Source organism: Enterobacter sp. FUJ80071 (assembly GCF_038739915.1).
GTDB lineage: Bacteria > Pseudomonadota > Gammaproteobacteria > Enterobacterales > Enterobacteriaceae > Enterobacter > Enterobacter kobei.
On record NZ_JBBXKH010000001.1, the window covers coordinates 624331 to 650969 of the forward strand.

Sequence of the window (26639 nt, forward strand, 5' to 3'; positions counted from 1 at the left end):
CTGTGTCCCGCTGGCGATTCCTGGAACTGTCTTAATACTCTTTGCCGGTAACGCGGCTGCGGTAACTGTCCCAGTCGAAGATGACATACAGACTGTTACCCAGCTTCATGCGGTCCATGACGCGTTCGCCCAGTAAGCGGGTCATCTCGTCGATGTTGTGGTTTGTGAGCATGCCGGTGGGGCGTTTGGAGGAAGAACGGCGATCGACAATCTGATTGATGATGACCTTTTCATAACGGGATTCCGTCTGAACGCCAATCTCGTCGATGACCAGTAAATCGACATTACTCAGATCGTTAAGCAGCTGTTCTTCGCTGGTTTCGCGGTTGCTGAAGGTGTCTTTCATGGCGGACATGATATCGGCCACGGTAATAATGAGCACCGATTTACCGCGCAGAAGCAGTTCGTTACAGATGGCCGCGGCAAGATGGTTCTTCCCGGTGCCCGGTTTACCGCTAAAAATGAAGCTGGCGATATTACCGTCAAATTCATCCACGTACTGACGTGCGGCGGCGAGCGCGTTCATCTGCCCGCTGGTTTCAACTTTATAGTTATCAAACGAGCAGTTCTGATGCAGAGGGCGAATACCGGAGCGGTTAAACGTGCGCTGCATTTTCATCGCCCGGTTTTCGCGGGCGAGCGCGGCGGCACGGATTTTTCCTTGCTCTTTTTGCCACGCCAGCAGTTCTTCCCCCGTCGTGAAAGCGGGCTTCACGTTGGCTGGCATCATTTTTTGCAGACGTTTCATCAGGTCACCGACGTTCTTCATTTCGCACCTCGGAATCCACTGGGGATCTGTTTATCCGGTTCTGAAAACGCGTTGATATCGCGTTTTGGCTGGCCGTTATTGCTGGCGCGGGTAATCTGCAGATGACGCGCGAGCTTTTGCTGCCACTGAATATGGGTGAAAACTTTACCCTCTGCCTGCCACCAGGCCGTAAAGGCGGCGAGCTCTTCCGCGGTGGCCGGTTGGGTTAACGCAATGCCCCACAGCGCGGCCTGCCGTTGAAAATCGGCGTCGGGCTGCCAGCCCGCATAAAGGGCAAATTTGCCCATCGGAACGGTCACCGGGGCGTTAACCGGTTCATCAAACAACTGGTTATCCAGCGTGACATCGCTCGCCGGGCGGGATAATTGCGCTTCAGTCTCCAGAAGCTGTGCCAGACGTTCCGGCGTGATTGCGTAAAACGCCGGCGCGTTGTCGGCAAAAACCGCAACCGTGCCGCCTTCGGCGTGAGTCAACACACCGCGTGGGTCGCGCATAAAGGCATCAATGCCAGCAATGCTGGTGGTCAGAATTCTGGAGGACATAACGCTTACTCTACTGATAACGACGGGCGTGATAAGGGCTTATGGTAGCACAGAGAGGGGGAAGGGAAGGAGGGGATTTCCCCGGTGGCGCTGCGCGTACCGGGGCTACAGTCATAGGCCTGATAAGCACAGCGCCATCAGGCATTTATCACGCGATGATATTCAGGGTCACATCGATGTTGCCGCGGGTCGCGTTAGAGTAAGGGCAAACAATGTGCGCCGCATCGACCAGTTTTTTGGCTTCCGCCGGATCCATCCCTTCAACGTGGATGTTCAGTTTTGCTTCGATACCAAAACCGGTTGGCAACGGACCAATACCCACTTCGCCTTCAATAAAGGCTTCTTTAGGCAGGGCAAATTTGTCGCGAGCCGCGACAAACTTCATTGCGCCCAGGAAGCAGGCGGAGTAGCCAGCAGCAAACAGCTGCTCAGGGTTAGTCACTTCACCCCCCATGCCGCCCATCTCTTTTGGCACGCCCAGTTTAACATCCAGAACGCCATCGGAAGAGGTCGCACGGCCGTCACGGCCCCCGGTGGCTTTTGCTTTGGCGGTATAAACAACTTTTTCTAAAGACATGGCAGGTTCCTCATCTTACTTTTATGTGTGCTATTAAATAGCGTGCGATATACATGGGTAAAGAAATACGCGTAAAGTATAGCGTCACGCGCGTTGAATCTGTTGTCGCAAAACTTCCAGCTGCTGCTTGAGCGATAGCATGGTCTCGGTATCACACTGTGCCGCGCATCCCACCGCATGAGGGATCCCTGCGGCCTGCTGCTGTAGGTGACGTCCTGCATCAGTCAGGGTGACAGCGACCTGGCGTTCGTCTTTACGCGAGCGGTGACGGTTGATGAGCCCGGCGCTTTCCAGACGCTTCAGCAGCGGCGTCAGCGTTGCGGAATCAAGGAACAGCCGTTCACCGATGTCCGATACCGTCACGTCATCCTGCTCCCACAGCACCAGCATCACCAGATATTGCGGGTAAGTCAGGTTTAGCGGTGCCAGCAACTGCCGGTACAGCTTGTTAAGCGCCAGATTTGCCGAATAGAGGGCAAAGCAGAGCTGGTTATCCAGCAGGAGCGCAGCGGTCGTGTCGTTCGTTTTCGCGTTCATGAGATGAATATAGATAGTGTGCGATTTAATTGCAAGCAATTTTATGGGCAGGTATATCGCAGCGCCACCTGAACAGCCATTTTACGGTAGTGCTGGCGCTGAGCACGCTCGTCGGCACCCTCTTCAAACAGCAGGGTGAAGGTGTAGCTGTTGGCAACGTAATGAAAGCTGAAGCTGCTTATCAGGCGGTGGAGATCGCGGGCGTCAACCGTCTGGCTGAACAGCAGTTTCTCTTTGCCGCGACGCAGGATTTCTTCCAGCAGGTCGAGCGCGCTGCGGTTAACCTGGCGCAGATAATTCGACTGCTGCATAAAGCGGCCACGCTGCATGTTTTCCATGCAGATGATACGGATGTAATCCGGATGGTCAGCATGATAGTCAAAGGTGGTTTCAACCAGGTGGACCAGCGCTTCGACGGGGGGCATATCCGCCAGGCTAAGCGCTTTTTCGCTGGCGCGAATTTCGGTGTAAACGTGTTCCAGCACCAGCAGATAAAGATTTTCTTTATTCTTAAAATGGTAAACCACCATGCGTTTGGTGGTGCCCGCTTTTTCCGCGATCTGCTCCATGCGGGCGCCGTTCAGTCCGTATTCGGCAAACAGCGCAATAGCGCTCTGAAAAATTTTCTCTTTCAGGCTGGACTCTTCGTTGTGCTCGGGGTGTTCGCTGCCAGGGTTAGCCACATCCTTTCCTTATTTTCACCAAACGGACCAGAAAGATTATCTCCACGGCAACGAAATAACACAAATATCAAACGCGCGGGCGTTTGCGGTACAGCCACAATCCGGGGATCGACAGCCCGATAGAGAGCGCACCGACAATGGACGACGCTTTAAGAAAGTTGCTCAGAAGAAGGATCATCTGCGGCTCGGTGTAGCCAAAATGGCTGATTTTCACCGCCGAAATCATTGCCGTATACGCCGATATGCCAGGAAACATTGGGATCACGGCGGCGACGGTGAAGACTTTAGGATGCGCCAGATACCAGCGCGACCATTGAATGCCGATGCTACCGACCAGCATAGAGGCCATAAATGTCGACCATTCGATATTAAAACCCGCCGCCATCATGGCCATTCGCGAGCCGTGACCAATCGCCCCCAACAGCGCACACCACGGCAGAGCACGTTGCGGAACGTTAAAGACCATCGCAAAGCCGACGGCAGGAATGGCGGCCAGGATCATATCCTGTGCCAGTGCCAGCAGAAAATCTATCACGCCCATCCGCGTAACCCCCAGAGAGTCATAGCCATGACCACTCCGATACAGGTTGCCAGCGTCAGCAGGCTGGCGATGGCCCAGCGTGCCAGACCGGTATTAATGTGCCCTTTAAACATATCGGCGACGGCGTTGATTAACGGAAAGCCCGGCACCAGCAAAAGCACGCTGGCCGCCATGGCAATCGTCGGAGTGTTGGCGAGCTGCGGCAGGCGCAGCAGCAGGCCTGAAACGGTAGTGGCGACAAACGCGGTAATGCAGAAGTTAATTTGCGGGTGCAACTGCCGATGGGTCAGCAACTGGCGTACATACATGGCGATACTGCTGGCGAAAAAGGTGACCAGTGCGCCATCCCAGCCGCCTTTATTGAGCTTACAAAAACAGGCGCATGAGAGCCCGACCATCAGCACGACAAGCCAGCGCGGATAACGTAACGGTTTGATTTGGTTGAACCGTTTTTCAATCTCTTTGAGATCGAGAAGCTTATGCTCCGCAAGGATGACGATATGCTGCACTTCGGTCACAACGTGCATGTTAATGCCACGGTCCTGGTTTTTACGGGTGGAGGTCAGGCACTGACCGTCCTTGATCGTGGTCAGCACAATGGCGTTGGAAGAGATGGCGCTTTCCACGCTGTCCATCCCCAGCGCCAGCCCCAGCCGGGTTGAAAGTTCCTCAACCAGCGCGCTTTCCGCGCCGTGCTGGAGCAGAAAAAGACCGCACTGAATACAGAGCCGCGTGATAGCACGCTGCGTTGACCGTTCTGCCTGCATGTCGTGTCCTGAAGAGAAGGTGAAGAGTAGCCGCGTGGCCCGTAGTGCCTACTTTTAGCACAAAATGCAGTGGCAGTTGCTGTGGGTCAGATCAAGGTTTATGCAAACAGTTGCAGCCTGGCTGACGAAAGACGTTTGGATCAATTTATCAATTCGGTGAATTATTGGTTTGGAAATATAGAATATTTGTATTTAGTTATTCTAATTTTATATTGTCGATATTTTAATGATTGTCGAATTAAATTTATTGTCGCTTTGTGAGATATTAGTGCAGTTTTAGGCATTTCTTAAACTTAAAACATTTCTCATCTTCTGCTTGTATTAATCAGTTTTACACTCAGGGACGAAAATACGTATAACTTGATGCGTTTTAACGTTACTTATCAAATGAAAATGGACACGGAGGGTCTATGTTGTCATTGCACGGTAAGCATGGCGTTGTCATTAGCCGGATACCCGTAATGCAAAATGGGTTAGGGGATGTGGTGACACGTCATTTTCCCGATTTTGAATTGACCTATTGCCGCTCACTGCAGGAGTTGACCCTGCTTCAGTTACGCCGCGCAGATGTGATTATTGCCGATGTTTCAGGCGAATACAGGAACCCGCGGGGTGCGCTCGAAGAGTATTACCGCTTATTGAATCAGTACAGGGATATCCACTGGATCTTTTTGGTTTCCCGGCCATTTTATCCTATTGCCGTTGAGCTGCTTATGCGCCCGGAAACCACGTTGCTTTCTGATATGGAACCTATCGAAGGTGTCGTGAACGCTATCCGGGCAGGAAGTGAACGCGCAGAGCGGATTAGCCAGACGTTATTAACTCCCGAATCTCAGGAAGGCGAAGAGGAAGACGAACACGTCATTGCGCTTACAAATTCTGAGCGCAAGGTACTTCGTCTGTTAGGTAAAGGGTGGGGGATTAACCAAATCGCTACGTTGCTTAAGAAGAGCAATAAAACGATCAGTGCGCAGAAAAACAGTGCGATGCGAAGGCTGTCATTACGGAGTAATGCCGATATGTACGCCTGGATCAACAGTACACAGGGAATGAGAGAGCTGAATCTCATGTCAGCCTATGGAGAGTTCGAGGAATGGAAAAAACCGATTCAACACGACATATCGCCATCATCGAAAATTGCACGATGAGTGCCATTGGGCTGCAGCATCTTTTTGCGCAGTCCGAACTCAGTCAATATCAGCTGCACCTGTTCAATGATTTCGATGGCTTTAAGAAGGCGCTTTATCACGTTAATTTTTTCTCGCTGATCTATTCCCTTTCCGATGCGCGAGAAGCACGTCGCAACTGCTTGGCACATCTGAGGGATCTCGCGTTTACGCATAGCCATATTCAGCGCATTATACTGGTATCTGATGAGATGGAGGCGCGGCTGATTAGCCATCTTTCCCCTTCTCGTCTTCATGGTGTGGTCAGTAAATCAGTGACGCTTGAACACCTGCGGAAAGAATTCATGGTGCTATTGAGCGAAACGCTGCGCATAAACGACAATATGCTTAATCACTGGTACTGCAGCCAGAACCGGATGTTAAGCCCGACGGAGAGGGCAATATTGCGTTATATGTCGTGCAGCTATTCCATCCCAGAAATCGCGGCGCAGCTTAAGCGCAATATCAAGACTATCCGCGCACATAAGTTTAATGCGATGGTGAAGCTGGGGGTGAATTCTGACGTTGGGTTGCTCGATGCCGCGGATATTCTTACGCATTTGCCGGTAAGAGAAACGCGTAGTGTGGGGTTAAACAAACCGACATTTTTGTAACCTGCCTTTTGCGCCAGAGATCTTCTGGCGCATCAATCAGATGCACACATCGACCCACTTTGCGGATGTCAGCTCTGCCATTCTGTCCGGAGAAATACGCACAGCACTATGGATTGCACCAGCGGCAGGAAGCACTTCCGCGTACTGTTTTAGAGAGATATCACAGTAAACCGCGAGCGGGTTTTCCAGCCCGAACGGGCAGACGCCGCCAACGGGATGGCCCGTCACGGTGACCACTTCATCACTGCTGAGCATGCGCGCTTTTGCGCCAAAGGTGTCTTTCAGTTTTTTGTTATCCAGACGCGCATCACCCTTCGCAACGACCAGTATCACCTCATTTTTAATCTTCAAAGATAAGGTTTTGGCGATTTGTCCCGGTTCCACACGATGGGCGGCAGCAGCCAGCGCAACGGTAGCCGTACTCTGGCTAAGTTCTATAACCTCTATCTCCGGCGCGTTGTCGGCAAAAAACTGCTGTACGGACTGCAAACTCATTATTTCCTCCTGACAAATAACCTGCGTAATCTGTCATAAGAATTTATGCTCTGTAAATATCTCTTAAGTAACAAATATCCCGGATGGCTGATTTCTGGATCCCCTTCACAATCACAGAAACCGGTTACAGTAACCGGTTGCAGAGCGTGATGCGTAGATTAATACTGAGTATGTAACGTCCCCTGTATCCAATAATAAGAGCCAATTATGAAACCATTTCGTCTGAGCAGTACCGCGGGTACACAAGCCAGCAAGGTTGTGAAGCTGAGTTATGGAACAACGTGCGGCGCGAGCGCGTCCGTTATAAACGTCTGACAGGAGAGCTGCCATGTCTGCCAACCATGCTGCGTTTAATCTGATATTCCGTTTCGTTGAAAATTACGTTAGCCCGATTGCCGGGCGCATCTCTTCTCAACGTCATGTGATGGCTATCCGTGATGGCTTCATCTCCGCGATGCCGTTTATGATTGTGGGTTCATTTTTATTAGTGTTCGCTTACCCGCCATTTTCGCCTGATACCACCTGGGGTTTTGCACGCGCCTGGCTGGATATGGCGAAACAATTTGAAGGCCAGATCCTCACGCCGTTTGATATGACGATGGGGATTATGTCCATTTATATCTGTGCGGCCATTGCCTATAACCTGGGCAAACACTATGTCAAAACGCACCAGCTCGATCCGTTTATGTGTGCCATGCTGTCGCTCATGGCATTTTTGCTGGTCGCGGCACCGAAAACCAAAGGCACACTTCCTGTCGATAGCCTCGGTGGAACCGGTATTTTCACCGCCATTCTGGTCGCGATTTACTGCGTTGAGATGATGCGTTTCCTCAAGGCGCATAACATCGGTATTCGCCTGCCAGACCAGGTACCGCCGATGATCAAAAACTCCTTTGACCTGCTGATCCCGGTGCTGGTGGTGGTGTTAACGCTCTATCCGCTGAGCCTGGTGATTCAGTCTCAGTTTGACATGCTGATCCCGCAGGCGATTATGTCGATCTTTAAACCCCTGGTTTCCGCGGCAGACTCACTGCCTGCGATTCTGCTGGCGGTACTGATTGGGCATTTGCTGTGGTTCGCCGGGATCCACGGCGCGGCCATTGTCTCCGGGATGCTGCAGATGTTCTGGCTGACAAACCTTGGGGCCAACCAGACCGCACTGGCCGCCGGTCAGCCTTTGCCACATATTTTTATGGAAGCCTTCTGGACGTTCTTCATCGTGATCGGTGGGTCGGGCGCGACGATGGGGCTGGTGATTTGCTATCTGCGTAGCCGCTCGGCGCATTTACGTTCTATCGGGCGTTTGAGCGTGGTGCCCAGCTTCTTTAACATCAACGAACCCGTTATCTTCGGCACGCCGATTGTGATGAATCCGGTGTTCTTTATACCGTTCCTGCTGGCCCCCATGGTTAACGCCGTCCTGGCCTGGGCCGCGATGACCTTTGATTTGATTGGCCGCGTCATTTCCGTCGTACCCTGGACAGCACCGGCGCCGATAGGCGCAGCATGGGCCCTGGGCTGGGATTTCCGTGCAGCTATTCTGGTTGTCGTTCTGGCCTGCGTATCGGCTATCATCTACTACCCGTTCTTTAAAGTTTACGAGAAACAACTGCTGGAGCAGGAAGCTGAAGAAGCGCAGCGTAATGCGGAAGAGGATAATCAGCAGGTGGCCTAGGTAAAAGCAAAACGGCAACTTTCAGGTTGCCGTTTTTAGTGTTTGTTCCCTCTCCCCGTGGGAGAGGGGCAGGGTGAGGGCATCAGGCCGCACCCAATTACTTCAGCGTACAATCCCCGCACTGCTTAACGTCCGGCAGGCGATAGCGCTGGCAGCAGGTGCGGCGCACCAGGAGTCCGTCACGGAGTACAACGGTACGAAAGAGCGGGTTATCGCGGCCGTCTGAAAGCTGTTTTGCAAAGAAACAGGACTGACGCAGTGCATCAACGTTCTCATCACCAAGCAGCGGTTTCATTTCCGTTAAATACCAGTGGATTAAATATCCGGTATTACTCCAGATAAGCTTTCCGTTGATCTCCCCCGTCGCTTCAAGTGCATCCACCACCGGGATCAAGGCCTGAATGACAAGTTGCTCCAGTCGTTCCTGGGCAGAGAGTGGCGCCGCGTTCAGGTCCTCGTGCAGATCGATCCAGAAACAGGCCGCTCGACCGGTTTCGTGGAACTCGACATGGAAATGTTCCGGGGAGAGCGCCAGCATGCTTTTCTGGGTTAACACCGCCAGCATGAGCGGAGGCACCATCAGCCCGATATACCATTGTGCCCACAGGGAAAGCAAAGGCTTATTTTCTCGCGTCAGGGCTGGCTGATTGCGATAGATATGGTCGGAATAGGTGGCAAGCAGCGACTGCAGCGTAGAGGGTTGTCGCCACTCCGCGAGGGTCATGGCGTGGTGCGGGGGCGCTTCATCAAGCCGGATAAAGTCCAGCAGGTGAGCGCGTGTTTCCGCAATCTTATCCCGTATGGCATCCGCAAGCGACGCATTCCCGTTGGTGAGGGGCGCTCGCCAGAGAAGGGGTTCAACAATGTGTGCGGTATGCGTAGCCATAGTTGAGATAGGAATCTAAATGATAATGATTGCCAATCCTAACTATTGCTTATACCAATGGCAAGACTTTTGTCCTGATTCAACGCCGACTCGTCTACGCGGTTTGCAGCTCTTCGCTCAGAAGAATGTTGTTACGCCCCAGATGCTTTGCTTCATAGAGCGCTCTGTCTGCTCTCTCCAGCGCGCCTTCGACATCTTCATTTTCAAAAATGGCAATACCGATGCTGATGGTGACATTGGTGGCGACGCTTTCGTTGAAGAGATGCGGGATTTTCAAATCGTAGACTTTTTGCCGGATCCGCTCTGCCGTATGACGGGCGTGTTCAAGTGAAATATTCGTCAGCAGCACCATAAACTCTTCCCCGCCGAAACGCGCCACAATGTCACGCGAACGCACGGCGTCGCGGATTGCTGCAGAAACACGTTTCAGGGCCTGGTCACCCATCATATGGCCGTAGTGGTCGTTATAGGCTTTGAAGTGGTCGATATCCATCAGCAGAACAAAGTGTTCACCGTTTTCCACCGCTGGCAGGTTCTCCAGGCGGCTCTGAAGGCCGCGCCGATTATAGAGGCCGGTAAGCGGATCCATCATACTGAGATCGGTAAGGGTCTCCCGTTCTTCCAGCAGCCGGGAAAGCAGTTCCTGCGCAAAGCGATCGTTGCGTCTTTGCAAAATGTTATGAATAGCGATGGCCACCACAGGAAGTGCGAAAGAATAGGTCATTCTCAGCCACATCTCTGGATCGCTTAACCACAGACAGACAATAAACGCGGGGAGTGAATGCAGAGTAAATGCTTTGATATTACTGGCGAATGCCAGCGTTCCGATAAAAAGCACCGTTAATAGGGCGATTAACAAATACGTCGCCTGGTTATGGGTAATTAGCGAAAATTTCGAATCAATTTGCCATGCCCACAAAATACCGAAGATCCCTGAAACAATAGGAATATTTATCTTCCGCGCGCACTTTTTCCAGTGCCAGACGAACAGGCCGGTGCTGATGGAAAAAATAGCAATCAGCGGGGCGGAAAACACGCGCACGGAATAGAGCGGATTTGTTACCGAGAACACCGCTGAGGTTGCATTCAGAAATAAAAATAAACGTAACGATAATTGATATTTTCGTTGAACCAAAGACCGCCAGGATTGTGATGTCATAGTCGTGCGTTTTTATTAAAATTTAATTAAAACAGATAAATAGGCGTTGTTTCGCAATAAAATATGCAAAAAACTCAAAGAGTAATTATAAGAAAAACTTTATGTGTAGTTAACAGGTGAGCAATTTATCACCTTAGGCTATTCCTGTCATTCTACATAGCGGTAAAGGTCGAACTTTTTTGATTGTCTGCGCTGACAAATGATAATCTTTATCATATGATATTGTTTATCATTATCATTATCGTTATGAAAGGGCGATGCATGTTGAACAGGGTGCTGGGAAGTGCATGGGGGGTACTGCTGCCGGGCGCCGTGCTTGGCGGTTTGATGTTCGCCGATCTCTCCATTGATGTCTGGAAGACCATTCTTGTGTCGGGATTGCTGGTGACTTCATGCATGATCTGGCATAAGCAACTACGTCACTTTGTTTTACTGCCATCTGGTATGGCACTGATCGGTGGAATTCTGGTAATACTGATGAGTTTGAAATAACAGGGAAAAATAAGAGGTACAACAGAAGGGATGCAAGATAATTGGTGCGAGGGGGGGGACTCGAACCCCCACATCCGTAAGGACACTAACACCTGAAGCTAGCGCGTCTACCAATTCCGCCACCTTCGCACAGTTATCTTACTGGTTTGATATCGCCTCGTTGGTGCGAGGGGGGGGACTCGAACCCCCACATCCTAAGGACACTAACACCTGAAGCTAGCGCGTCTACCAATTCCGCCACCTTCGCCCAGTGCGAGCAATATCAACGTGATTTATGGTGCGAGGGGGGGGACTCGAACCCCCACATCCGTAAGGACACTAACACCTGAAGCTAGCGCGTCTACCAATTCCGCCACCTTCGCATACCATCGATACTGTAAAAGTATCGTAACCACGGAGGCGCATTCTAGATGTTTTCAGCTTTACGTCAACAGAAAAGTGCGCACGATTTATTGATCGCTGCAAAAATGGTCGGGAGCGAGGTGCCTGTTTGCCGGATAGCGCGTGCGCTTATCTGGCAAACAGAACGGGAGATTACTTTTTGGCCTGACGCGTCATCACGGTGCGATACACCTTAAAGCGGCCGGTCTGGGCGATCACTTCGTGGAAGCCAAAGGTTTCATCCAGCACTTTCGGATACGCCAGGAAGGCGTTCGCGACGATACGCAGTTCACCGCCACTGTTGAGGTGACGGGTCGCACCACGAATCAGCGCTTGCGCCGCTTCGAGGCTGGTCTCCATACCGTCGTGGAACGGCGGGTTAGAGATGATCATGTCAAAGCGGCCGGTCACGTCAGAGAAGACGTTGCTGGCAATAACATCGCCTTCAATGCCGTTTGCCGCAAGCGTTGCACGGCTGGCTTCTACCGCCGGGGCGCTTACATCACACAGGGTTAAACGGACTTTAGGCGAATGGCTGGCAAGCACCGTTGAAAGTACGCCCGCGCCGCAGCCCACGTCCAGCACTTTGCCTTTGGTGTGTGGTGTCAGGGTAGAAAGCAGCAGCTTGCTGCCGGTATCCAGCGCATCACGGCTGAACACGCCCGGCAGGGTTTTGATGGTCAGGCCGTCAAGCTGATACTCGTCCCAGTAGGTGTTAGCATCGAATTCTGTCTGTTTTTCCAGACGACCATGGTACAGACCGCAGCGACGCGCGCTGTCGACTTTATTCAGTGGCGCATAGCCTTCCAGCATCTGTTCAGCACTGCGCACGCCGCTGCGGTTCTCACCGACAACGAAAATGTCGCAACCCACCGGCAGCAGGGAAAGCAGGTTCATCAGCTGGAACTGGGCTTCCGGCTTGTTCTTCGGCCAGTAGTAGATCAGCGTATCGCAGTCAGCAATATCGCGTTGTTCCGCCACCAGGCTAAAGCGCGCGCGCTCGCCCATCTGACGGCTCAGCACCTGCCAGTGGTGGTAGTATTGGGTATGGGCACGGCTTTCAGCACAGTCGAAACGCGCAGGCAGGTCATCCTGCATATCTCCGGCAAACAGAATACGGCTTTCTTCGAAATCATCACTGTGACGCAGCAAGACTTCACTTGCCGGGGTAAATGCAGACATGAATTGTTCCTCAATAAACTCAGGCGGGGATTATAGTAGGTAGATGGCGCACTTTCGACACATTTGCTATATTTGCGCGCCTGAGAGACAGGAGTTTTCGCTATGACATCCCGACGAGACTGGCAGTTGCAGCAACTGGGCATCACCCAGTGGGCCTTGCGTCGCCCGACGGCGTTGCAGGGCGAAATCGCTATCTCCATCCCGGCGCACGTCAGGCTGGTGATGGTGGCGGAAGAACTGCCTGCCCTGAATGAACCCCTGATTGGTGATGTCCTTCGCAGCCTGAAGCTGACTTCCGACCAGGTTTTACAGCTGACGCCGGAACGGGTGGCAATGCTTCCTCCTGAGAGTCGGTGTAACAGCTGGCGCATCGGAGAGACGACCGACATCTCTCTTCAGGGGAGCCAGATCTGCTCGCCAGCGCTGGACGAACTGAAAGCCAACCCAAAAGCGCGCAGCGCGCTATGGCAACAAATCTGCGAATATGAACACGATTTCTTCCCTCACGACGCCTGACCTGACCACCGCGTTCGCGATTGAAACACGCGCCCACGCGTTTCCGTGGAGCGAAAAAACGTTTGCCAGCAACCAGGGCGATCGGTACCTCAACTACCGGCTGGACGTTGACGGCACTATGGCGGCGTTTGCCATAACGCAGGTCGTCCTTGATGAGGCGACGCTGTTTAACATCGCGGTTGACCCTGCGTTTCAGCGCCGGGGACTGGGAAGAGAACTGCTTGAGCATCTCATTCGTGAGCTCGAAACCCGTGACGTTTTTACCCTCTGGCTGGAGGTGCGCGCGTCGAATGTCGCCGCCATCGCGCTCTATGAAAGCTTAGGCTTTAACGAGGCGACAATCCGCCGTAACTACTACCCCACCGCAGAGGGACGTGAAGACGCCATTATTATGGCTCTGCCAATTGGATAACAAAGATAAGGTTGTAACGATGAAATGGGACTGGATTTTCTTTGATGCCGACGAAACGCTGTTTACCTTTGACGCGTTCGGCGGCCTACAGCGGATGTTTCTCGACTATAGCGTGACCTTCACCGCTGAAGATTTTCAGGACTATCAGGCGGTGAACAAGCCGCTGTGGGTGGATTATCAGAACGGCGCCATCACCGCGTTACAACTCCAGCACCAGCGTTTTGACGCGTGGGCGGAACGCTTAAACGTCAGTCCGGGCTCGCTGAACGAAGCTTTTCTCAATGCGATGGCAGAGATTTGCTCCCCACTGCCGGGCGCGGTTTCCCTGCTGGATTCTCTCAAAGGTAAAGCGAAGCTTGGGATCATCACCAACGGCTTTACCGCGCTGCAGCAGATCCGCCTTGAACGCACCGGCCTGCGCGATCATTTTGACGCGCTGGTGATCTCCGAAGAGGTGGGGGTGCCGAAGCCGGATCCGCGAATTTTTGATTATGCCCTGGCGCAAGCCGGAAATCCCGACCGCGACCGCGTGCTGATGGTAGGGGATACCGCAGAGTCTGATATTCTGGGGGGTATGAACTCCGGTCTGTCGACTGTCTGGCTGAATGCGCATGGCCGCGTGAAGCCTGAAGGCATTGAGCCGACCTGGACCGTCACGTCGTTGAACGAACTGGAGCAACTCCTGTGTAAACAATGATTGCCTGCCCCCCATTGATGGGTAAAATAGCCGCAATTTTGTATTCCATGACGCGTGGCGTGCTGCCGCGCTTATAAAAGAAGATTTAATTATGACGTTGTCTCCTTATCTGCAAGAGGTGGCCAAGCGCCGTACTTTTGCCATTATCTCGCACCCGGATGCCGGTAAAACGACCATCACCGAGAAGGTGTTGCTGTTCGGACAGGCGATCCAGACTGCGGGTACCGTTAAAGGCCGTGGCTCCAGCCAGCATGCGAAATCAGACTGGATGGAGATGGAAAAGCAGCGTGGTATTTCGATTACCACCTCCGTGATGCAGTTCCCGTATCACGACTGCCTGGTAAACCTGCTGGACACCCCGGGCCACGAAGACTTCTCCGAAGATACCTACCGTACACTGACGGCAGTGGACTGCTGCCTGATGGTGATCGACGCCGCGAAAGGGGTAGAAGATCGTACCCGTAAGCTGATGGAAGTTACCCGTCTGCGCGATACGCCGATCCTCACCTTTATGAACAAACTCGACCGTGACATCCGTGACCCGATGGAGTTAATGGATGAAGTGGAAAACGAGCTGAAGATCGCCTGTGCGCCAATCACCTGGCCTATTGGCTGCGGTAAGCTGTTTAAAGGGGTGTATCACCTCTATAAAGACGAAACTTACCTGTATCAAACCGGTAAAGGGCACACCATTCAGGAAGTGCGCATGGTGAAAGGTCTGGACAACCCGGATCTGGACGCTGCGGTCGGTGAAGAGCTTGCCGCGCAGCTGCGCGATGAGCTGGAGCTGGTGAAAGGTGCCTCGCATGAGTTCGACAAAGAACTGTTCCTGAGCGGTGAAATTACCCCGGTGTTCTTTGGTACCGCGCTCGGTAACTTTGGCGTAGACCATATGCTCGACGGTCTGGTGGAGTGGGCGCCACAGCCGATGCCACGCAAAACCGACACCCGTGAAGTGGAAGCGAAAGAAGAGAAATTCACCGGCTTCGTATTCAAGATTCAGGCTAACATGGACCCGAAACACCGTGACCGCGTCGCCTTTATGCGCGTAGTGTCCGGTAAGTATGAAAAGGGCATGAAGCTGCGCCAGGTGCGTATTGGTAAAGATGTGGTGATCTCCGACGCGCTGACCTTTATGGCGGGTGACCGCTCGCACGTTGAAGAAGCGTATCCGGGTGACATCATCGGTCTGCACAACCACGGTACGATCCAGATCGGCGATACGTTCACTCAGGGTGAAATGATGAAGTTCACGGGTATCCCGAACTTCGCCCCTGAGCTGTTCCGTCGTATTCGCCTGCGCGATCCACTGAAGCAGAAACAGCTGCTGAAAGGTCTGGTTCAGCTCTCTGAAGAGGGGGCGGTGCAGGTCTTCCGTCCTATCGCCAACAACGATCTGATCGTCGGTGCGGTCGGCGTACTGCAGTTCGACGTTGTCGTTGCGCGTCTGAAAAGCGAATACAACGTGGAAGCGATTTACGAATCGGTGAACGTGGCGACGGCGCGCTGGGTTGAGTGTTCTGACGTGAAGAAATTCGAAGAATTTAAGCGTAAGAACGAAGTACAACTGGCGCTGGATGGCGGCGATAACCTGACCTATATTGCCCCAACCATGGTGAACCTGAACCTGACGCAGGAGCGTTATCCTGACGTTCAGTTCCGCAAAACGCGCGAACACTAATTCCCTCTCAGAGCACGGCACTCGCCGTGCTCTTCTTTATTTCCTGTCTTATTAGTCCCTTGCGGAATGTTCTTAATTCACTGCGTTTTCACGCCTTTTGCCTATTTTTTGCCCAAATCTGAAAGCGGCATTGTGAGAGTGATCTATATTTAACTCAGTGTTTAGCACCGGGCGTGGATAAATTAACTGTTCAATGCATGGCTTTAGGTTATCCATTTCGCCCGTGTGTTTATTCGCAATATATAAAACTACTAAGGAAGTATGTAGCCCGAATAACGGGTCAACACAGGAATACATCGATGAATATGACAAGACTGAAGATTTCTAAAACTCTGCTGGCTGTAACACTGGGTAGCGTTCTGGTTAGCGGTTCCGCTCTGGCGGAAAGCAGCACCATGGATAAAGCACAGTCCACGGCCGATAGCGCAGGGCAAAAAATCGATAGCTCTATGAATAAAGTCGGTAATTTCATGGACGACAGCTCTATCACAGCAAAAGTGAAAGCCGCACTGGTGGATGACGAAGCGATCAAGAGCACCGATATTTCCGTTAAAACCGACAAGAAAGTCGTGACCCTGAGTGGCTTTGTGGAAAGCCAGGCCCAGGCCGAACAGGCTGTCAAAGTGGCGAAGGGTATTGAGGGTGTCACCTCCGTGAGCGATAAACTGCACGTTCGCGACAGCAAAGACGCTTCAGTGAAAGGTTATGCCGGGGATGCGGCAACCACCAGCGAAATCAAAGCTAAACTGTTAGCAGATGACATCGTACCGTCCCGTAAGGTGAAAGTTGAAACCACTGATGGCGTGGTTCAGCTTTCCGGTACGGTTGATTCCCAGGCGCAAAGTGAACGCGCCGAGTCAATTGCGAAAGCGATTGATGGTGTGAAAAGCGTTAAAAACGATCTGAAAACGAAGTAAATCTGGACCAGTCGCCCGCCAGGCTCAACCCTGCGGGCGAAATAAGAACGACTCTGGAAAAACGCCGGTGAGTGACCTGAGCGCTCACGTTTAGCGGCCGACATTAACTATGGTAAAGGAGAAGCTTATGTTTCGTTGGGGCATTATATTTCTGGTTATCGCGTTAATTGCCGCCGCATTGGGCTTTGGTGGACTGGCAGGTACAGCGGCATGGGCAGCTAAAATTGTCTTTGTTGTGGGTATTATTCTGTTCCTGGTCAGCCTGTTTACAGGGCGTCGACGTCCATAGCAAACGCAATATTCCATCAACAAAATAAAGCCAGTCACTGCGACTGGCTTTTTCTTATTTGCGTTACAGGTCGGGTGCGTTACTGTGGTGTTATAAAATAATCAAAACAGGAAAGCAGAGGTGGGGCAACGAATTCCCGTTACGCTCGGCAATATTGCGCCGCTGACGTTAAAACCGTTTCGCGCGGGTCAACTCGCACTGGTCTGTGAGGGCGGTGGGCAGCGCGGCATTTTCACCGCTGGCGTGCTGGATGAGTTTATGCGCGCGCAGTTCAACCCGTTTGATCTCTACTTTGGCACGTCTGCCGGGGCGCAGAATCTCTCTGCCTATGTCTGCAACCAGCCTGGCTACGCGCGAAAAGTGATTATGCGCTACACCACGGCGAAAGAATTTTTTAACCCGGTGCGCTTTGTGCGCGGCGGCAACCTGATCGATCTCGACTGGCTGCTGGAGTCGACCTCCAGCCAGATGCCGCTGGCAATGGACACGGCGGCCCGTCTGTTTGATAGCGGAAAAGAGTTTTGGATGTGCGCCAGTCGGGGGGATGACTATTCCCCGGGCTATTTCTCTCCGCAGAAGGAGAACTGGCTGGACATCATCCGCGCCTCCAGCGCCATTCCCGGTTTTTATCGTACCGGCGCCCTGCTGGACGGCATCAGCTATCTGGACGGCGGGATCAGTGACGCGGTACCGGTGCAGGAAGCCGCCCGTCGCGGTGCGAAAACGATCGTGGTGATCCGTACCGTGCCGTCGCAAATGTACTATACACCGCAGTGGTTTAAGCGGATGGAGCGCTGGTTGGGTGACAGCAGCCTGCAACCGCTGGTGAACATCGCGAAGCAGCATGAAACCACCTACGGCGCGATGCAGCGTTTCATTGAAAAACCGCCGGGTAAGCTGCGAATTTTCGAAATCTATCCCCCTAAACCGTTGCTCAGCATGGCGCTGGGCAGCCGCGTCCCTGCGCTGCGCATGGACTACAAAACGGGGCGGCTGTGCGGACGCTACTTCCTGGCGACGGTCGGTAAGATGCTGGCGGAGCAACCGCCTCTGCATCGGCACAAACCCATCATTACGCCCCCTGCAATTGTCGCCAACGACGCCCTGACGATGCCGCTGGTGGACATTCCACAGGCGAATGACGCTTTATTAGATAACGAGGATCTGGCGTGACGCACCGCTTTGTTGATACCCACTGCCACTTTGATTTTCCGCCGTTTACGGGAAATGAGGCGCAAAGTATTGCGAAAGCCGCTGAGGCAGGCGTTCAGGCGATCGTTGTACCGTCGGTAGAAGCGGCTGATTTTTCGCGTGTGCTGACGCTCTCCACGCGTTACCCCGCTCTCTATGCTGCGCTCGGCCTGCATCCGATAGTGATTGAGCGCCACCTTGATGAGCATATTGAGGCACTTGATGAAGCCCTGCAGACCGCAGGAGACAAACTTGTCGCTATCGGCGAGATCGGGCTCGATCTCTATCGTGAGGATCCGCAGTTTGAACGCCAGCAGACGATCCTCGACGCGCAGCTTCGGCTGGCTAAGCGTCACGACCTGCCGGTGATCCTCCATTCAAGACGCACGCACGATAAGCTGGCGATGCACCTGAAACGCATCGATCTACCGCGTAGCGGCGTGGTGCACGGTTTTTCCGGCAGCCTGCAGCAGGCGCAGCGTTTTATCGAGCTGGGCTATAAAATTGGCGTGGGGGGCACCATTACCTATCCGCGTGCCAGTAAAACCCGCGATGTGATGGCACAGTTGCCACTCTCTGCGCTGCTACTGGAAACGGATGCCCCGGATATGCCGCTGAGTGGTTTTCAGGGCCAGCCGAATCGTCCGGAGCAGGCTGCGCGCGTGTTTACCTCCCTGTGTGAGCTGCGAACGGAGCCTGAAGAGGTGATTGCCGCTGCGTTACTGGAAAATACGCGTGCGGTATTTGGCATCACGCTATAGGTAAAGCGCTGGACGAATCACCGTTATCTTCTGTTTTTCCAGTGCCTGCGCCAGCGGTTCAATGTCCTCCGGCGTGGCGCTGCGCCATGACGCCGCCTCACCGTAAACCCCATGCGCATGAAACGCGTTAATACGCACCGGAACATTCCCAAGCCCGCGGATAAACGTGGTCAGCGGCTTAAGATGTTCCAGATAATCGCACTGCTCCGGGATAACCAGCAAGCGCAGTTCCGTCAAACGGTGGCGATCGGCAAGCCAGCGAATGCTCTGTTTAATCAGCGGGTTTTCGCGCCCGGTCAGGAAACGGTGATGCGCGTTTCCCCATGCCTTGAGATCCAGCATCGCCCCATCCAGTACCGGCAGCAGTTTCTCCCAGCCGGTTTCGCTTAGCAGCCCGTTGCTGTCCACCAGGCAGGTTAAATGCTGCAGTTCAGGATCGGTTTTGATTGCGCTAAAAAGGGCGATTAAAAATGGCAGCTGTGTTGTGGCCTCGCCGCCGCTCACGGTAACGCCCTCAATAAAGGGGGCAGCTTTTCGGATCTGCGTGAGGATCTCCTCCACGCTCAGGCGGTGCGCCATGGGCGTGGACTGCTGCGGGCAAAGATGAAGGCAGGTATCACACTGCTGGCAATGACTCTCCTGCCACCATACGCGTCCGGCCTGAATGTTGAGTGCATCATGAGGGCAGTGGGGCACGCAGTCGCCGCAGTCGTTGCAGCGCCCGATGGTCCATGGGTTGTGGCAGGTTTTACAGCGCAGGTTGCAGCCCTGCAGGAACAGGGCCAGACGACTGCCCGGCCCGTCCACGCAGGAAAAAGGAATGACCTGACTAACTAAAGCGCATCTGTTGTTCATGGCTTATCACGCGCGGCTGACGTTCCAGGATGCGGGTATTGCGTGCGGCTTCTTCGCCAAGCCAGGTCGTATTGGTGCGCGAACCGGCTTCGCGGAATTTTTCCAGGTCCGACAGGCGCACCATGTAGCCCGTCACGCGGACCAGATCGTTACCCGCAACGTTGGCGGTGAACTCCCGCATACCGGCCCTGAACGCGCCCAGGCAAAGCTGCACTATCGCCTGTGGGTTGCGTTTTACCGTCTCATCCAGCGTTAAAATATCGCTGATACCGGAGTGATAATGTCTGTGGTGTGGCGCAACGGCCAGCAGATGGCTGATGGGATCCGGTTCGTCACCATAAGGCAGACGCGCGCCTGGCGTGGTGCCTGAATCAGAGCTGATGCCCGACTGCGCATGGAGCATGGCGCGCTGTTTCCAGCCGTGCTTCACCGGCGTGTTTTCTACAAACGCCGCAAGCTGTTCGCTGATGCGATAGCCCAGCGCGTTAGCCTGCTCGTCTTTGCCATAGCGACCGTTGATTCCGTCCTTCTCACAGAGCGTGTTTACCGCTTCCGCCAGGCCGTACATGCCAAACATCGGCACAAAACGCCCGGCATCAATCAGCCCCTCTTTTATCAGGAAGCTATTCTCAAAGAAGCCTGATTGTTGATAGAGAAAATCACAGCGGGCATCAATGATGGCGATTTGCTGCTGACAGTAGTGCGGAAGCGTACGGTTGAAGAAGTCGTCAACGGAGGTGCTGTGCTCTGCAATGGCTTTGAGGTTAAGGCGCACCAGGGTGCTGCCACCGCCAGCCAGCGGCAGGGAGTTGTAACAGCTCACCACGCCAAAACGGCCTTTTGTGAAAATTTTATCATTCACGGGGCCGTTTGAAATATGCGGTTTACTGCATTCGCAAATGTTTTTTGCCACCTCAAGCAGCAAATCGTCCGGGGTGATTTCAGGATCGTAAATAAAGGTCAGATTCGGCGCGACCTGCTTAAGCTCTGCATCTGCACGTAGAATGGCGCGGATGATGGGGCCGTCAGCGGGCCCGATGTTTGCGTGCATAAACGCATCAGGGAGCGTTCTGTCGAGATAGCGCCAGAAACGTTTTATTCGGCTATCGATTTCTTCTTGTGTTAGAATTCTAACATATGGATTCAGTATCGCATCAAGCTGCCCCAGATAGACCGGCATAGATGTCACTGAAGGAACATGATGGTAGAGAATGGTTAATAGCGAGAGGGCATCATCCAGATCCTTTGCCCCTTCCAGCTCCAGCCATTCAGAACCGTTAGCCAGGAATTTTTCATAATCCGGCAGGACGTAGCGCGGTTTGTAAGGCGCATGGCCTTCGAACATGTCGCAGATAAATCCCTCGTCCAGCGCGGCGCGGGCGGCTTCAGGAAGTGCCGGATAAGGCAGATTGTTTTCCGCTTCCAGCGCCAGAAAATGACGTTTTTGTTCCGGGGTTAACACCGGACTTGTCACAATGTGCTGGCAACGTTGTTGCAGGGTATCTGGCATGTTCGCTTCCTTGAGTGTTCTGCTGATGATGAACGAATTGTAGAAAGCCAGCCTGTTGGGGCTTTTGATCCCACAGGGGGTATCGCGGCTTTAGTCAGCAATAAGTGCGCTAAAGTTTGAAGAAGATCTCATTACAGTAATGCAAATTTGTACGCAGTTTTCATTAACTGTGATGAATGTCGAAGTGTGGATGCGGGTGGATGTTAAAATACTCACAGACCCGCAAGGTAAAATTGATACGGCACTGCCGTTGGAGAATGTTATGACCGATTTAACTGCAAGCAGCCTGCGCGCGTTGAAACTGATGGACCTGACTACCCTGAACGATGACGACACCAATGAGAAAGTCATCGCCCTGTGCCATCAGGCGAAAACGCCAGTGGGTAACACCGCAGCCATCTGTATCTACCCGCGCTTTATTCCGATTGCCCGCAAAACGCTGAAAGAGCAGGGCACGCCGGATGTGCGCATTGCAACCGTAACTAACTTCCCGCACGGCAACGACGATATCGAGATTGCGCTGGCAGAAACCCGCGCGGCCATTGCTTACGGTGCAGACGAAGTTGACGTGGTATTCCCGTACCGCGCGCTGATCGCCGGTAACGAGCAGGTTGGCTTCGACCTGGTGAAAGCCTGTAAAGACGCGTGCGCGGCGGCAAACGTACTGCTGAAAGTGATCATCGAAACCGGCGAGCTGAAAGAAGAAGCGCTTATTCGTAAAGCGTCTGAAATCTCCATCAAAGCCGGTGCGGATTTCATTAAAACCTCTACCGGTAAAGTACCGGTGAATGCGACCCCGGAAAGCGCGCGCATCATGATGGAAGTCATTCGCGATATGGGCGTGTCCAAAACCGTTGGTTTCAAACCTGCGGGCGGCGTGCGTACTGCCGAAGACGCGCAGCAGTTCCTGGCGATTGCCGACGAGCTGTTCGGCGCCGACTGGGCCGATTCCCGTCACTACCGCTTCGGTGCGTCCAGCCTGCTGGCAAGCCTGCTGAAAGCGCTGGGTCATGGCGACGGTAAGAGCGCAAGCAGCTACTGATTGCCAGACAATGCCGGATGACGCTTTGCTTATCCGGCCTACAGGGTCGTAGGGCGGGTAAGCGTAGCGCCACCCGCCACAATTCCCCCGATTCCGCATGGAGGTTACCGTGTTTCTCGCACAAGAAATTATTCGTAAAAAACGTGATGGACATGCATTAAGCGACGAAGAGATCCGCTTCTTTATCAATGGCATTCGTGATAACACCGTCTCTGAAGGGCAGATTGCGGCTCTGGCGATGACCATTTTCTTCCACGATATGTCGATGCCCGAGCGCGTGTCGCTGACCATGGCGATGCGAGATTCAGGAACCGTTCTGGACTGGAAAAGCCTTAACCTTAACGGCCCGATTGTGGACAAACACTCCACCGGCGGTGTGGGTGACGTGACCTCCCTGATGCTGGGCCCTATGGTGGCCGCCTGTGGCGGTTACATCCCGATGATTTCCGGGCGCGGTCTGGGCCACACCGGCGGTACGCTCGACAAACTGGAAGCCATTCCGGGCTTCGATATCTTCCCGGATGACAACCGCTTCCGCGACATTATTAAAGACGTGGGTGTGGCAATTATCGGCCAGACCAGCTCTCTTGCCCCGGCAGACAAGCGTTTCTACGCGACCCGCGACATCACCGCCACCGTTGACTCCATTCCGTTGATCACCGCCTCTATTCTGGCGAAAAAGCTGGCAGAAGGGCTGGACGCGCTGGTGATGGACGTGAAGGTGGGCAGCGGTGCCTTTATGCCGACCTATGAGCTTTCTGCCCAGCTCGCCGAAGCGATCGTTGGCGTCTCCAACGGCGCAGGCGTGCGCACCACCGCGCTGCTCACTGACATGAACCAGGTACTGGCCTCCAGCGCCGGTAATGCGGTCGAAGTGCGTGAAGCCGTCCAGTTCCTGACGGGGGAATACCGCAACCCGCGCCTGTTCGACGTGACCATGGCGCTGTGTGTAGAGATGCTGATCTCCGGCAAGCTGGCGAAAGACGAGGCGGAAGCCCGCGCGAAACTGCAGGCCGTGCTGGACAACGGCAAAGCGGCAGAGATCTTTGGCCGTATGGTCGCCGCACAAAAAGGCCCGACCGACTTCGTTGAGAATTACGCCAAATACCTGCCAACCGCGACGCTCAGCAAAGCCGTATATGCCGACAGCGAGGGCTTTGTCTCAGCAATGGACACCCGTGCGCTGGGTATGGCGGTGGTCTCGATGGGCGGCGGTCGTCGTCAGGCGTCAGACACCATTGATTACAGCGTCGGCTTTACCGATATGGCCCGTCTGGGCGACAGCGTTGATGGCCAACGTCCGCTGGCGGTGATCCACGCCAAAGATGAAGCCAGCTGGCAGGACGCGGCGAAGGCGGTGAAAGCGGCCATTACGCTTGCTGATAAAGCACCAGAAAGCTCACCTTCGGTCTATCGCCGTATCACCGAATAGCGGTATACTGATCTGATCGAATTTTTATGAAGCACTACGTACGGAGAACAATTATGAAACGTGCATTTATTATGGTGCTGGACTCATTCGGCATCGGCGCAACCGAAGATGCAGAACGTTTTGGTGACGTGGGTTCCGATACCATGGGTCACATCGCGGAAGCCTGTGCGAAAGGCGAAGCGGACAACGGTCGTAAAGGCCCTCTGACCTTGCCAAACCTGACCCGCCTCGGTCTGGTGAAAGCGCATGAAGGTTCTACCGGTAAAATCGCAGCCGGTATGGACGGCAACGCGGAAGTGGTGGGCGCCTACGCCTGGGCTCACGAGCTCTCTTCCGGTAAAGATACCCCGTCTGGCCACTGGGAAATCGCCGGTGTGCCGGTCCTCTTCGACTGGGGTTATTTCTCCGATCACGAGAACAGCTTCCCGCAGGAGCTGCTCGATAAGCTGGTGAAGCGTGCCAACCTGCCGGGCTACCTCGGTAACTGCCACTCTTCCGGCACCGTGATTCTGGACCAGCTTGGCGAAGAGCACATGAAAACCGGCAAGCCGATTTTCTACACCTCCGCTGACTCCGTTTTCCAGATTGCCTGCCACGAAGAGACGTTTGGCCTGGATAAACTCTACGAGCTGTGTGAAATCGCCCGTGAAGAGCTGACCGAAGGCGGCTACAACATTGGTCGCGTTATCGCCCGTCCGTTTATCGGCGATAAAGCAGGTAACTTCCAGCGTACCGGTAACCGTCACGACCTGGCCGTTGAGCCACCGGCCCCTACCGTGCTGCAGAAACTGGTCGACGAGAAAGACGGTCACGTGGTGTCCGTGGGTAAAATCGCAGACATCTACGCTAACTGCGGCATCACCAAAAAAGTGAAAGCCACCGGTCTGGATGCGCTGTTCGATGCCACCATCAAAGAGATGAAAGAAGCGGGCGATAAGACCATTGTCTTCACCAACTTCGTGGACTTCGACTCTTCCTGGGGGCACCGTCGTGACGTCGCGGGCTATGCTGCCGGTCTGGAACTGTTCGACCGCCGTCTGCCAGAGCTGATGGAGCTGGTGGGTGAAGATGACATTCTGATCCTGACCGCCGACCACGGCTGTGACCCAACCTGGACCGGTACCGACCACACCCGTGAGCACATTCCGGTGCTGGTGTACGGACCGAAAGTCAAACCAGGTTCACTGGGACACCGTGAAACCTTCGCAGACATCGGCCAGACCCTCGCGAAGTACTTTGGTACGTCCGACATGGAATATGGCAAGGCTATGTTCTGAGGTCATTGCCCGGTGGCGCTTCGCTTACCGGGCCTACGGTTTTGTAGGCCGGGTAAGGCGTAGCCGCCACCCGGCAAAAACAACAATGTAAAAGGAACTGAAGATGGCAACTCCTCACATTAACGCAGAAATGGGTGATTTCGCTGACGTCGTATTGATGCCGGGCGACCCGCTGCGTGCGAAGCACATTGCAGAAACTTTCCTCGAAGACGTGCGTGAAGTGAACAACGTGCGCGGCATGCTGGGTTTCACCGGTACCTATAAAGGCCGCAAAATCTCTGTGATGGGCCACGGTATGGGTATCCCATCCTGCTCTATCTACACCAAAGAGCTGATCACTGATTTCGGCGTGAAGAAAATCATCCGCGTGGGATCCTGCGGTGCGGTGCGCATGGATGTTAAGCTGCGTGATGTGGTTATCGGCATGGGCGCATGCACAGATTCTAAAGTGAACCGTATTCGCTTTAAGGATCATGACTTCGCGGCGATTGCTGACTTCGACATGGTGTGTAACGCGGTGGACGCGGCCAAAGCGCTGGGCGTTGATGCGCGCGTAGGCAACCTCTTCTCTGCCGATCTGTTCTACTCCCCGGACGGTGAAATGTTCGACGTGATGGAGAAGTACGGCATCCTCGGCGTGGAGATGGAAGCGGCGGGTATCTACGGCGTAGCGGCAGAATTCGGTGCGAAAGCACTCACCATCTGCACCGTCTCTGACCACATCCGTACCCACGAGCAGACGACCGCTGCTGAACGTCAGACCACCTTCAACGACATGATCAAAATCGCGCTGGAATCCGTTCTGCTGGGCGATAAAGAGTAATGTTGTGCTGCCGGGCGGCGAAAGCCGCCCGGTTTCTGTGACTTACAGGTACACCACGCTGATGGTGGCCTGACCATCAAACTCGGTATCTTCTGTCAGAGACAGTTTCTTCAGGTTTTCCACTGCCAGCGAAATGTTCAGCGGGAAAGAGACGCTGGTCACCGCCATCGGGGCCGTTTTGCCCGCAGAGGCGACGCTCATCAAGCCCAGATCCTTATTGGCGATAGTGCCACCATTGGCTTTTTGCCAGCGACTCATGCCCACACCAGCAGTGACTGCCGTACGAATCGGTTCAACCGTCGCCCCGTTTGCCGTCACTTCACCCGTGCTGGTATAGATGGAATAGGCACCGATATTCTTGCCATCGTGCGTTTTGCCAAGGCCAAAGGTCGTCATGCTGCCGCGCAGTTCGCCGCCGTTTGACGTGGCGTTCTGCACCTTCAGGTTTGAGTCGGTTCCGGTGCTGGCGTTCGAATCCGTACGGTTGTCGGCAATACTCCAGCCCACTTTGGTAGGGGTAGGGCAGGTGATAGTCAGCGTCAGACCCTTTTCACCTAACTGCGTGGTCTGGGTTTGCGAGAGATCGCCAACCTGAACGGTACCGAAGTCAATCACGCCATCGTTGCTGAGTTCCGGCGTACAGGAGTTGCTGGTCAGTGAGGCTTTCACTTTCAGCACTGCCGTATCTCCCGCATGAGCACAGGTCGCTGTCAGCGCCAGCGCAGCGGCAAGGAGACTCTTTTTCATGGTTATTCCTTAACATAGATATA

Annotated in this window: 30 protein-coding genes and 3 tRNA genes; 16 read left to right on the forward strand and 17 right to left on the reverse strand. The window is 53.8% G+C overall.

The window, feature by feature from the left end:
* Positions 1 to 31 precede the first annotated feature (31 nt).
* From dnaC to AAER43_RS02985, 7 genes are all read right to left on the reverse strand, one after another.
* Positions 32 to 769, reverse strand: coding sequence for a DNA replication protein DnaC (gene dnaC / locus AAER43_RS02955; RefSeq protein ID WP_014882432.1), 738 nt, complete (start codon positions 767 to 769; stop codon positions 32 to 34).
* A complete protein-coding gene (gene dnaT, locus AAER43_RS02960) occupies positions 766 to 1311 on the reverse strand; it encodes a primosomal protein DnaT (RefSeq protein WP_045268921.1) in 546 nt (181 codons plus the stop codon). The genes dnaC and dnaT overlap by 4 nt, the downstream gene beginning before the upstream one ends.
* Positions 1312 to 1459: 148 nt before the next feature.
* Entirely contained in the window at positions 1460 to 1888 is a 429-nt protein-coding gene (locus AAER43_RS02965; RefSeq protein WP_010427173.1) for an organic hydroperoxide resistance protein, read from the reverse strand.
* Positions 1889 to 1972: 84 nt separating this feature from the next.
* Complete coding sequence (locus AAER43_RS02970) at positions 1973 to 2425, reverse strand: MarR family transcriptional regulator (RefSeq protein WP_014882434.1); 453 nt, start codon at positions 2423 to 2425, stop codon at positions 1973 to 1975.
* A 41-nt stretch (positions 2426 to 2466) separates the two neighbouring features.
* Positions 2467 to 3108 carry a TetR family transcriptional regulator gene (locus AAER43_RS02975; protein ID WP_023331963.1) on the reverse strand — a complete coding sequence of 214 codons (642 nt, stop codon included), beginning with the start codon at positions 3106 to 3108 and terminating at the stop codon, positions 2467 to 2469.
* A gap of 67 nt (positions 3109 to 3175) precedes the next feature.
* Positions 3176 to 3649: a threonine/serine exporter gene (locus AAER43_RS02980; protein WP_014882436.1), complete on the reverse strand. Its 474-nt coding sequence runs from the start codon at positions 3647 to 3649 to the stop codon at positions 3176 to 3178.
* Positions 3640 to 4416, reverse strand: coding sequence for a threonine/serine exporter ThrE family protein (locus tag AAER43_RS02985; protein WP_014882437.1), 777 nt, complete (start codon positions 4414 to 4416; stop codon positions 3640 to 3642). The genes AAER43_RS02980 and AAER43_RS02985 overlap by 10 nt, the downstream gene beginning before the upstream one ends.
* Positions 4417 to 4826: 410 nt before the next feature.
* Here AAER43_RS02985 and AAER43_RS02990 point away from each other — a divergent pair, with 410 nt between their 5' ends.
* Entirely contained in the window at positions 4827 to 5564 is a 738-nt protein-coding gene (locus tag AAER43_RS02990; RefSeq protein ID WP_023331965.1) for a LuxR C-terminal-related transcriptional regulator, read from the forward strand.
* A complete protein-coding gene (gene bglJ / locus AAER43_RS02995; RefSeq protein ID WP_050862267.1) occupies positions 5561 to 6196 on the forward strand; it encodes a DNA-binding transcriptional activator BglJ in 636 nt (211 codons plus the stop codon). The genes AAER43_RS02990 and bglJ overlap by 4 nt, the downstream gene beginning before the upstream one ends.
* 36 nt (positions 6197 to 6232) lie before the next feature.
* Here the strand turns inward: bglJ and AAER43_RS03000 are convergent, their stop codons facing one another.
* Positions 6233 to 6691, reverse strand: coding sequence for a YbaK/EbsC family protein (locus AAER43_RS03000; RefSeq protein ID WP_014882440.1), 459 nt, complete (start codon positions 6689 to 6691; stop codon positions 6233 to 6235).
* 328 nt (positions 6692 to 7019) lie between these two features.
* On the opposite strand from AAER43_RS03000, the gene AAER43_RS03005 reads away from it, so the two are divergent.
* Positions 7020 to 8366: a PTS sugar transporter subunit IIC gene (locus AAER43_RS03005; protein ID WP_014882441.1), complete on the forward strand. Its 1347-nt coding sequence runs from the start codon at positions 7020 to 7022 to the stop codon at positions 8364 to 8366.
* Between the two features lie 97 nt (positions 8367 to 8463).
* Here the strand turns inward: AAER43_RS03005 and fhuF are convergent, their stop codons facing one another.
* Together fhuF and AAER43_RS03015 are read right to left on the reverse strand one after the other, a co-directional pair.
* Positions 8464 to 9252: a siderophore-iron reductase FhuF gene (gene fhuF / locus AAER43_RS03010; protein ID WP_023336732.1), complete on the reverse strand. Its 789-nt coding sequence runs from the start codon at positions 9250 to 9252 to the stop codon at positions 8464 to 8466.
* Positions 9253 to 9346: 94 nt separating this feature from the next.
* Complete coding sequence (locus tag AAER43_RS03015; RefSeq protein WP_050862269.1) at positions 9347 to 10411, reverse strand: GGDEF domain-containing protein; 1065 nt, start codon at positions 10409 to 10411, stop codon at positions 9347 to 9349.
* A gap of 261 nt (positions 10412 to 10672) precedes the next feature.
* Here AAER43_RS03015 and AAER43_RS03020 point away from each other — a divergent pair, with 261 nt between their 5' ends.
* A complete protein-coding gene (locus AAER43_RS03020; RefSeq protein ID WP_045282383.1) occupies positions 10673 to 10903 on the forward strand; it encodes a DUF1435 domain-containing protein in 231 nt (76 codons plus the stop codon).
* A gap of 42 nt (positions 10904 to 10945) precedes the next feature.
* Here the strand turns inward: AAER43_RS03020 and AAER43_RS03025 are convergent.
* The 4 genes from AAER43_RS03025 to rsmC all read right to left on the reverse strand — a co-directional run bounded on the left by AAER43_RS03025 (position 10946) and on the right by rsmC (position 12466).
* Positions 10946 to 11032: transfer RNA gene (locus AAER43_RS03025), tRNA-Leu, on the reverse strand.
* A gap of 32 nt (positions 11033 to 11064) precedes the next feature.
* Positions 11065 to 11150: transfer RNA gene (locus tag AAER43_RS03030), tRNA-Leu, on the reverse strand.
* Positions 11151 to 11178: 28 nt separating this feature from the next.
* Positions 11179 to 11265 (reverse strand) — tRNA-Leu (locus tag AAER43_RS03035).
* 172 nt (positions 11266 to 11437) lie between these two features.
* Entirely contained in the window at positions 11438 to 12466 is a 1029-nt protein-coding gene (gene rsmC / locus AAER43_RS03040; RefSeq protein WP_014882445.1) for a 16S rRNA (guanine(1207)-N(2))-methyltransferase RsmC, read from the reverse strand.
* A 102-nt stretch (positions 12467 to 12568) separates the two neighbouring features.
* Between rsmC and AAER43_RS03045 the strand changes: the two genes are divergently transcribed.
* From AAER43_RS03045 to AAER43_RS03080, 8 genes are all read left to right on the forward strand, one after another.
* Positions 12569 to 12982, forward strand: a complete 414-nt coding sequence (locus tag AAER43_RS03045; protein ID WP_014882446.1) for a DNA polymerase III subunit psi — start codon at positions 12569 to 12571, stop codon at positions 12980 to 12982.
* On the forward strand, positions 12951 to 13394 hold the full coding sequence (gene rimI / locus AAER43_RS03050) for a ribosomal protein S18-alanine N-acetyltransferase (protein WP_014882447.1): 444 nt from the start codon (positions 12951 to 12953) through the stop codon (positions 13392 to 13394). Before AAER43_RS03045 ends, rimI begins: the two co-directional genes overlap by 32 nt.
* A 19-nt stretch (positions 13395 to 13413) precedes the next feature.
* Positions 13414 to 14091 (forward strand): pyrimidine 5'-nucleotidase, encoded by a 678-nt coding sequence (gene yjjG, locus AAER43_RS03055; RefSeq protein WP_014882448.1) that lies wholly within the window; start codon positions 13414 to 13416, stop codon positions 14089 to 14091.
* Between the two features lie 91 nt (positions 14092 to 14182).
* A complete protein-coding gene (gene prfC / locus AAER43_RS03060) occupies positions 14183 to 15772 on the forward strand; it encodes a peptide chain release factor 3 (RefSeq protein ID WP_050862270.1) in 1590 nt (529 codons plus the stop codon).
* Positions 15773 to 16071: 299 nt separating this feature from the next.
* The gene (gene osmY / locus AAER43_RS03065; RefSeq protein WP_050862271.1) at positions 16072 to 16689 is read left to right on the forward strand and encodes a molecular chaperone OsmY; all 618 of its coding nucleotides are present in this window, start codon (positions 16072 to 16074) and stop codon (positions 16687 to 16689) included.
* A gap of 127 nt (positions 16690 to 16816) precedes the next feature.
* Positions 16817 to 16978, forward strand: coding sequence for a DUF1328 domain-containing protein (locus tag AAER43_RS03070; protein WP_003856556.1), 162 nt, complete (start codon positions 16817 to 16819; stop codon positions 16976 to 16978).
* A gap of 120 nt (positions 16979 to 17098) precedes the next feature.
* Positions 17099 to 18151 (forward strand): patatin family protein, encoded by a 1053-nt coding sequence (locus tag AAER43_RS03075; RefSeq protein ID WP_014882451.1) that lies wholly within the window; start codon positions 17099 to 17101, stop codon positions 18149 to 18151.
* The gene (locus AAER43_RS03080; protein ID WP_050862272.1) at positions 18148 to 18930 is read left to right on the forward strand and encodes a TatD family hydrolase; all 783 of its coding nucleotides are present in this window, start codon (positions 18148 to 18150) and stop codon (positions 18928 to 18930) included. The genes AAER43_RS03075 and AAER43_RS03080 overlap by 4 nt, the downstream gene beginning before the upstream one ends.
* On the opposite strand, the gene AAER43_RS03085 is transcribed toward AAER43_RS03080, so the two are convergent.
* Positions 18925 to 19785 (reverse strand): YjjW family glycine radical enzyme activase, encoded by an 861-nt coding sequence (locus AAER43_RS03085; RefSeq protein WP_014882453.1) that lies wholly within the window; start codon positions 19783 to 19785, stop codon positions 18925 to 18927. The genes AAER43_RS03080 and AAER43_RS03085 overlap by 6 nt on opposite strands.
* Positions 19760 to 21295 carry a YjjI family glycine radical enzyme gene (locus AAER43_RS03090; protein WP_050862273.1) on the reverse strand — a complete coding sequence of 512 codons (1536 nt, stop codon included), beginning with the start codon at positions 21293 to 21295 and terminating at the stop codon, positions 19760 to 19762. Before AAER43_RS03090 ends, AAER43_RS03085 begins: the two co-directional genes overlap by 26 nt.
* A gap of 262 nt (positions 21296 to 21557) precedes the next feature.
* Between AAER43_RS03090 and deoC the strand changes: the two genes are divergently transcribed.
* The 4 genes from deoC to deoD all read left to right on the forward strand — a co-directional run bounded on the left by deoC (position 21558) and on the right by deoD (position 25869).
* The gene (gene deoC, locus AAER43_RS03095; RefSeq protein WP_023310320.1) at positions 21558 to 22337 is read left to right on the forward strand and encodes a deoxyribose-phosphate aldolase; all 780 of its coding nucleotides are present in this window, start codon (positions 21558 to 21560) and stop codon (positions 22335 to 22337) included.
* A 109-nt stretch (positions 22338 to 22446) separates the two neighbouring features.
* Complete coding sequence (gene deoA / locus AAER43_RS03100; protein WP_023332036.1) at positions 22447 to 23769, forward strand: thymidine phosphorylase; 1323 nt, start codon at positions 22447 to 22449, stop codon at positions 23767 to 23769.
* 53 nt (positions 23770 to 23822) lie between these two features.
* Positions 23823 to 25046 carry a phosphopentomutase gene (gene deoB / locus AAER43_RS03105; RefSeq protein ID WP_014882457.1) on the forward strand — a complete coding sequence of 408 codons (1224 nt, stop codon included), beginning with the start codon at positions 23823 to 23825 and terminating at the stop codon, positions 25044 to 25046.
* Positions 25047 to 25149: 103 nt separating this feature from the next.
* Positions 25150 to 25869, forward strand: coding sequence for a purine-nucleoside phosphorylase (gene deoD, locus AAER43_RS03110; protein WP_050862274.1), 720 nt, complete (start codon positions 25150 to 25152; stop codon positions 25867 to 25869).
* A 42-nt stretch (positions 25870 to 25911) separates the two neighbouring features.
* On the opposite strand, the gene AAER43_RS03115 is transcribed toward deoD, so the two are convergent.
* On the reverse strand, positions 25912 to 26616 hold the full coding sequence (locus AAER43_RS03115) for a DUF1120 domain-containing protein (protein WP_023332037.1): 705 nt from the start codon (positions 26614 to 26616) through the stop codon (positions 25912 to 25914).
* Positions 26617 to 26639: the final 23 nt, after the last annotated feature.